This is a genomic window from Stenotrophomonas sp. 05L414_2 (assembly GCF_056397905.1).
The window spans coordinates 21,603-29,023 of record NZ_JBFTOJ010000033.1 but is presented as its reverse complement, the minus strand read 5'-3'; the positions used below and the strand labels follow the sequence as shown (position 1 = coordinate 29,023).

7 protein-coding genes are annotated in these 7,421 nt (G+C 65.7%); 6 read left to right on the top strand and 1 reads right to left on the bottom strand.

Features of this window, described 5'->3' with window-relative positions:
* Window positions 1-85: 85 nt before the first annotated feature.
* The gene (gene parE / locus AC1DJN_RS06860) at window positions 86-1,975 is read right to left on the bottom strand and encodes a DNA topoisomerase IV subunit B (protein WP_025878894.1); all 1,890 of its coding nucleotides are present in this window, start codon (window positions 1,973-1,975) and stop codon (window positions 86-88) included.
* Between the two features lie 160 nt (window positions 1,976-2,135).
* Between parE and AC1DJN_RS06855 the strand changes: the two genes are divergently transcribed.
* From AC1DJN_RS06855 to eno, 6 genes are all read left to right on the top strand, one after another.
* The gene (locus AC1DJN_RS06855) at window positions 2,136-2,369 is read left to right on the top strand and encodes a hypothetical protein (protein WP_025878895.1); all 234 of its coding nucleotides are present in this window, start codon (window positions 2,136-2,138) and stop codon (window positions 2,367-2,369) included.
* A 401-nt stretch (window positions 2,370-2,770) separates the two neighbouring features.
* A complete protein-coding gene (locus AC1DJN_RS06850; RefSeq protein ID WP_025878896.1) occupies window positions 2,771-4,435 on the top strand; it encodes a CTP synthase in 1,665 nt (554 codons plus the stop codon).
* Window positions 4,436-4,523: 88 nt separating this feature from the next.
* Entirely contained in the window at window positions 4,524-5,354 is an 831-nt protein-coding gene (gene kdsA, locus AC1DJN_RS06845; protein WP_012510652.1) for a 3-deoxy-8-phosphooctulonate synthase, read from the top strand.
* A complete protein-coding gene (locus tag AC1DJN_RS06840; RefSeq protein ID WP_312965340.1) occupies window positions 5,351-5,698 on the top strand; it encodes a hypothetical protein in 348 nt (115 codons plus the stop codon). The genes kdsA and AC1DJN_RS06840 overlap by 4 nt, the downstream gene beginning before the upstream one ends.
* The gene (locus AC1DJN_RS06835; protein ID WP_032976505.1) at window positions 5,698-6,030 is read left to right on the top strand and encodes a hypothetical protein; all 333 of its coding nucleotides are present in this window, start codon (window positions 5,698-5,700) and stop codon (window positions 6,028-6,030) included. Before AC1DJN_RS06840 ends, AC1DJN_RS06835 begins: the two co-directional genes overlap by 1 nt.
* A gap of 97 nt (window positions 6,031-6,127) precedes the next feature.
* Window positions 6,128-7,420, top strand: a complete 1,293-nt coding sequence (gene eno / locus AC1DJN_RS06830) for a phosphopyruvate hydratase (RefSeq protein ID WP_478039022.1) — start codon at window positions 6,128-6,130, stop codon at window positions 7,418-7,420.
* Window position 7,421 lies beyond the last annotated feature (1 nt).

Below are 7,421 nucleotides of genomic sequence, written 5' to 3'. Positions count from 1 at the left end.
GCCGGCCGCTGGCCGGCACCCCAGGTATCCCGCTGGTTCACGAAAAGCAGCCGGCCAGCGGCCGGCACTACCACGGGTTCGGGAATCAGACTTCCAGCGAAGCCAGATCGCCCTTGCTCTCCAGCCAGCCCTTGCGGTCCGACGCGCGCTTCTTGGCCAGCAGCATGTCCATCAGTGAATGGGTCTGCTCGCCATCGTCGATGGTCAACTGCACCAGGCGACGGGTGTCCGGATGGATGGTGGATTCACGCAGCTGCGGCGGATTCATCTCGCCCAGGCCCTTGAAGCGGGTCACGTTGATGGCGCCCTTGATCTTCTCGCGTTCGATCTTGTCCAGCATCGAGCGCTTTTCTTCCTCATCCAGGGCGTAGAACACCTGCTTGCCCACGTCGATGCGGAACAGCGGCGGCATCGCCACGAACACGTGGCCGGCATCGACCAGCGCCGGGAAGTGCTTCAGGAACAGTGCGGTCAGCAGCGTTGCGATATGCAGGCCGTCGGAGTCGGCGTCGGCCAGGATGATCACCTTGCCGTAGCGCAGGCCGCTGATGTCTTCCTTGCCCGGGTCACAGCCGATGGCCACCGCCAGGTTGTGCACTTCCTCCGAGGCCAGCACGCTGTTGGAGGACACTTCCCAGGTGTTGAGGATCTTGCCGCGCAGCGGCAGGATCGCCTGGAAATCCTTGTCGCGGGCCTGCTTGGCGCTGCCGCCTGCCGAGTCGCCCTCGACCAGGAACAGTTCGGTGCGCGACAGGTCCTGGCTGATGCAGTCGGCCAGCTTGCCGGGCAGGGCAGGGCCCTGGGTGACCTTCTTGCGGACGACCAGCTTCTCGGTCTTCAGGCGCGCACTGGCGCGCTCGATGGCGATCTGCGCGATCTTCTCGCCCAGCTCCACGTTCTGGTTCAGCAGCAGGCTGAACGCATCGTGCGCGGCGCCTTCGACAAAACCGGCGGCCTGGCGCGAGGACAGGCGTTCCTTGGTCTGGCCGCTGAACTGCGGGTCGGTCATCTTCAGCGACAGCACGAACGACACGCGGTCCCACACGTCTTCCGGGGCCAGCTTGACGCCGCGCGGCAGCAGGTTGCGGAAGTCGCAGAACTCGCGCAGCGCTTCGGTCAGGCCGGTGCGCAGGCCGTTGGCGTGGGTGCCGTGCTGTGCGGTGGGAATCAGGTTGACGTAGCTTTCCTGCACCAGCTCGCCTTCCGGCAGCCAGGCCACGGCCCAGTCCACGATCTCGGTGTCTTTCTTCAGGTTGCCCACGAACAGATCAGCCGGCAGCGACTCGCGATCGCCCAGTTCCAGCTTCAGGTAATCGCGCAGGCCATCCTCGTAGTACCAGGTGTCGACCTCGCCGGTGGCTTCGTCGGTCAGCTTGACGGTCAGGCCCGGGCACAGCACGGCCTTGGCGCGCAGCAGGTGCTTGAGCGCGCGCACGGCGAACTTGGGCGTATCGAAGTACTTCGGGTCCGGCCAGAAGCGCAGGCGGGTACCGGTGTTCTTCTTGCCGACGGTGCCGACCACTTCCAGCGGCGAGGCGCGGTCGCCGTTGCGGAAGGTGATGCGGTGTTCGGCACCGTCGCGCTTGATGTGGATTTCCACCAGGGTCGACAGCGCGTTGACCACGCTGACGCCGACGCCATGCAGGCCGCCGGAGAAGGTGTAGTTGTTGTTGTTGAACTTGCCGCCGGCATGCAGGCGGGTCAGGATCAGCTCGACGCCCGGGATCTTCTCTTCCGGATGGATGTCCACCGGCATGCCGCGGCCGTCATCGCTGACCTCCACGCTGCCGTCCTTGAACAGGGTGATCTCGATCGAGCGGGCATGGCCTGCGAGGGCCTCGTCCACCGAGTTGTCGATCACTTCCTGCGCCAGGTGGTTCGGGCGCGCGGTGTCGGTATACATGCCGGGGCGGCGCTTGACCGGGTCAAGGCCGGACAGGACTTCAATATCGGCGGCGTTATAGCGGGCGTTCATCTGTCTTCGAAAGCGTGGAGCGACGGGCAAGTGTGCGGTCTGGACCGGGAATTTGCACGCCTGCGGTTCAGCCTCGTTGGCGGGGAGGGGGTAAAATGGCAACCGCTGGAACCGAACACCGGCGCCCCCCACATCCGAGCCATACCGCGAGGAGGACTCCATGAAGAAGTTGCTGACCATTGCGATCCTGGCTGCCGCCGCTGTTGCAGTGCCGATGGTGCTGGCGCAGAACGCCGGCCAGCCTGCTCCGCAGCAGGGTGACCAGGCCGACAAGGCGCAGTCCGAAGCCGAGGCCAAGGCCAAGCGCCGCGCGCAGGCCAATGCCGAGATGAAGGCCAAGGGCCAGCCGGTGCCGCAGCAGGAAGAAGAGGAAGAGGCACGCAAGAAGAAGTAATTCTTCTGCCCCTCCGAGGCCCTTGCCACAAGGGTTTCCCCCTCGAACGCCCCGCCCAGCGGGGCGTTTCTTTTTGCCGATGGCGCCATCTGCCCCTTGGGTTGGCGGCCATCTATCTGTAAACTATGGCTTTCCGGGAGTAAGTGCGTGTCCACCATTTGCGAATGGGCTGGCACGGCCAAGCGTGGCCTCCAGCAAAGCGGGTCGCAGGTGACGGTCGAAGTGACCGGCACGGCCGCCCCGACCTCGCAGGGTGGTTCCCCGCTGGCGCATTGCGCTGGCCGGGCCCGCACCTCCCTCGCTGCTCCAGCGAACCGGAAAACCCCCTTTCTGCTCCACGCCCGCCCCCCGGGCAGGCGTGGCGCTGCCGTTTTCCATTTCCAGACAGGATGCTTGCAGCCATGACTCCCTTGATTTTCGTAACCGGCGGCGTGGTGTCCTCGCTCGGCAAAGGTATTGCCGCCGCGTCACTGGCCGCCATTCTCGAAGCGCGTGGCCTGAAGGTCACGATGATGAAGCTCGATCCGTACATCAACGTCGACCCGGGCACCATGAGCCCGTTCCAGCACGGTGAGGTGTATGTCACCGACGACGGCGCCGAAACCGATCTCGACCTGGGCCACTACGAGCGCTTCGTGCGCACCCGCCTGAGCCGCAAGAACTCGGTCACCACCGGCCGCATCTATGAGGAAGTGATCCGCAAGGAGCGCCGCGGCGACTACCTGGGCGCSACCGTGCAGGTCATTCCGCACATCACCGACGAGATCCGTCGCTGCATGGACGAAGCCACCGAGGGCTTCGACGTGGCCCTGGTSGAGATCGGCGGCACCGTCGGCGACATCGAGTCGCTGCCGTTCCTGGAGGCGATCCGCCAGGTACGCACCGAGCGCGGCCCGGAAAAGGCGCTGTTCATGCACCTCACCCTGGTGCCGTACATCGCCGCCGCGGGTGAACTGAAGACCAAGCCGACCCAGCACTCGGTGAAGGAACTGCGCTCGATCGGCATCCAGCCGGACGTGCTGCTGTGCCGTTCGGAACAGCCGGTACCGGATTCGGAGCGTCGCAAGATCGCCCAGTTCACCAACGTCTCCGAGCGCGCGGTGATCAGCGTGCCCGACGTCGATGTGCTGTACCGCATTCCGATGGGCCTGCACGCACAGGGCCTGGACGAGATCGTCATCAACCAGCTGAAGCTGGCCGACAAGGCCGGCCCGGCCGACCTGTCGATGTGGGAAGACGCCGTCGATGCCACCCTGCATCCGCTGGATGCGGTGACCATCGCGGTGGTCGGCAAGTACATCGACCACCAGGACGCCTACAAGTCGGTCGGCGAAGCGCTCAAGCACGGTGGCCTGCGTCAGCGCACCAAGGTCACCCTGAAGTGGCTGGAAGCGCAGGACCTGGAAGGCAGCGACATGTCCGCGCTGGCCGATGTCGACGGCATCCTGGTGCCGGGTGGTTTCGGCGACCGTGGCTTCGAAGGCAAGGTGCTCACCTCGCAGTACGCCCGTGAGCACAAGGTGCCGTACTTCGGCATCTGCTACGGCATGCAGGCTGCGGTGGTCGACTACGCGCGCCACGTAGTGGGCCTGGAAGACGCCAACAGCACCGAGAACGATCGCCAGTCGCCGAACCCGGTGATCGGCCTGATCACCGAATGGCGCACGGCCACCGGCGACGTGGAAAAGCGTGACGACAAGAGTGACCTGGGCGGCACCATGCGCCTGGGCCTGCAGGAGCAGCGCCTGAAGCCGGGCACGCTGGCCCGCGAACTGTACGGCAAGGACGTGGTCGCCGAGCGCCACCGCCACCGTTACGAGTTCAACAACCGCTACCGCACCCAGCTGGAAGACGCCGGCCTGGTGATCGCCGGCAAGTCGATGGACGACACCCTGGTGGAAGTGGTTGAACTGCCGCGCGACCAGCATCCGTGGTTCCTGGCCTGCCAGGCGCACCCGGAATTCCTGTCCACCCCGCGTGATGGCCACCCGCTGTTCATCGGCTTCATCCGTGCCGCGCGCGAGCGCAAGGCCGGTGGCAAGCTGCTGCAGGAAGTGCGCGCCTGACTTGTCATGGGGGCCGCCGGCCCCCATCTTGCTCGCTTCAACCCCAGCGCACCGGCACTGCCGGTGTAGCGGACAACAAGGAAACGCCATGAAACTGTGTGGATTCGAGGTCGGGCTGGACCAGCCCCTGTTCCTGATCGCCGGCCCCTGCGTGATCGAGTCGATGCAGCTGCAGCTGGATACCGCCGGCAAGCTGAAGGAAGTGACCGACAGGCTCGGTGTGAACTTCATCTTCAAGTCCAGCTTCGACAAGGCCAACCGCACCTCCGGCACGGCCTTCCGTGGCCCGGGCATGGAAGAGGGCCTGAAGGTGCTGGCCGAGGTCAAGAAGCAGATCGGCGTGCCGGTGCTGACCGACGTGCACGAATACACCCCGATGGATGAAGTGGCCTCGGTGGTGGACGTGCTGCAGACCCCGGCGTTCCTGGTCCGCCAGACCGACTTCATCCGCAAGGTGTGCTCGGCCGGCAAGCCGGTCAACATCAAGAAGGGCCAGTTCCTGGCGCCGTGGGACATGAAGCCCGTCGTCGAGAAGGCCAAGGCCACCGGCAACGAGCAGATCATGGTCTGCGAGCGTGGCGCCAGCTTCGGCTACAACAACCTGGTCAGCGACATGCGTTCGCTGGCGGTGATGCGCGATACCGGCTGCCCGGTGGTGTTCGATGCCACCCATTCGGTGCAGTTGCCGGGCGGGCAGGGCACCAGTTCCGGCGGCCAGCGCGAGCATGTGCCGGTACTGGCGCGTGCCGCGGTTGCCGTGGGCATCTCCGGCCTGTTCGCCGAAACCCATCCGGACCCGTCCAAGGCGCTGTCCGACGGCCCCAACGCGTGGCCGCTGGACCAGATGGAAGCCCTGCTCGAGACCTTGATGGAGCTCGATGCGGTGACCAAGAAGCACGGCTTCTCGCGCTTCGCGTGAGCCAGCACCCGCAGGCGGCGCTGGAGATCCAGCGTCGTCGCCGGCGCTGGCGGCAGTGGCCGTGGGGCCCGATCGCACTCGGCCTGGCGTTGCTGTCGGTGTCGGGTGTATTCGCCATCGGCATGCTGTTCGGTGCCGGCATGCGCCCGTCCAGTGCCGGCGGTCCGGTAGTGAACCTGATGCCCTTCGTCATCGCCCTGGCGGTGGCCGAAGTGCTGACCATTTCCGCAGGGCTTTTCGCCGCAGTGCTCGGCTGGCGCCTGAACCGGGGCAGGGTTACCGCTGCACTGGCGATGGTCGTGCTGTCGCTGTGGGCGGGCATCCTGCTGCACGATCTTCTTTGATGAATACGATGCCTGAACCCTCGCGCAGCTGGCCGTGGGGCCTGATCGCCCTGTTGCTGTCGGTGCTCGCCTGGGGCGGCTTGCTCGTGGGCGTGCTGGCCTTCGCCGCCAGCTTCCGTCCGCCGGGGGATGGCAACAACGGCGTGCAGGCCATGCAGTACTGGATGCTGGGCGCGCTGGTCACGCTGGTGCTGTCCTTCGTGGGCAGCCTGGTGGCGATGGTGATGGCCTGGCGACGCCGGCGCGGGCCGGTGTGCGCGACCATTGCCGGTGCCCTGCTGGTGATGCTGGTGTCGCTGCTGCTGATCGTGATCGGGTCCAGCTGGGGCTGAGGCCCATCACGCCATTTGGCAAGTGAGGGGTAGCCGGGGATAATCACGCGGCATTCGTTTTTGTCGCCCCCTCTCCATACAGGTAACCGGCCCGACCATGAGTACGATCCGCAGCATCCATGCCCGTGAAATCCTCGACAGCCGTGGCAACCCCACGCTGGAAGCCGAAGTCACCCTGGAGGACGGTTCGTTCGGTCGCGCCGCGGTTCCCTCCGGCGCATCGWCCGGCACCAAGGAAGCGGTGGAGCTGCGTGACGGCGACAAGACCCGTTACCTCGGCAAGGGCGTGCGCAAGGCCGTCGACAACGTCAACGGCGCCATCGCCAACGCACTGAAGGGCTTCGAGGCTACCGACCAGGCCGGCCTGGACCGTCGCCTGATCGATCTGGATGGCACCGAGAACAAGGGCCGCCTGGGTGCCAACGCACTGCTGGGCGTTTCCATGGCCGCCGCGCACGCCGCCGCTGCCTCCAGCAAGCAGGCACTGTGGCAGTACCTGGCCGCCAAGACCGGCGCGACCCCGTCGCTGCCGGTGCCGATGATGAACATCATCAACGGCGGCGCGCACGCCGACAACAACGTCGATTTCCAGGAGTTCATGGTGCTGCCGGTCGGCTTCACCTCGTTCTCCGAAGCGCTGCGTGCCGGTACCGAAATCTTCCATTCGCTGAAGTCGGTGCTGAAGGGCCACGGCCTGAGCACGGCGGTGGGCGACGAAGGCGGCTTCGCGCCGGACTTCCGCAGCAACGTCGAAGCGCTGGACACCATCCTCGAAGCCATCGGCAAGGCCGGCTACACCGCCGGTGAAGACGTGCTGCTGGGCCTGGACGTGGCCTCCAGCGAATTCTTCGAGAACGGCAAGTACAACCTGGTCGGCGAGAACAAGCGCCTGACCTCCGAGCAGTTCGTCGACTTCCTGGCTGACTGGGCCGCGCAGTACCCGATCATCACCATCGAAGACGGCCTGGCCGAGAACGACTGGGCGGGCTGGAAGCTGCTGACCGATCGCATCGGCAAGAAGGTGCAGCTGGTCGGCGACGATCTGTTCGTCACCAATCCGAAGATCTTCCAGGAAGGCATCGATTCGGGCACCGCCAATGCGATCCTGATCAAGGTCAACCAGATCGGTACCCTCAGCGAAACGCTGGAAGCGATCGCCATGGCCGACCGTGCCGGTTACGCCGCCGTGGTCTCGCACCGTTCGGGTGAAACCGAGGACACCACCATCGCCGACATTGCGGTGGCGACCACCGCCACCCAGATCAAGACCGGCTCGCTGTGCCGCAGCGATCGCGTGGCCAAGTACAACCAGCTGCTGCGCATCGAGGAAGCCCTCGGTGCCGGCGCGCGTTACGCTGGTCGTGACGCGTTCGTGTCGCTGAAGCGCTGAG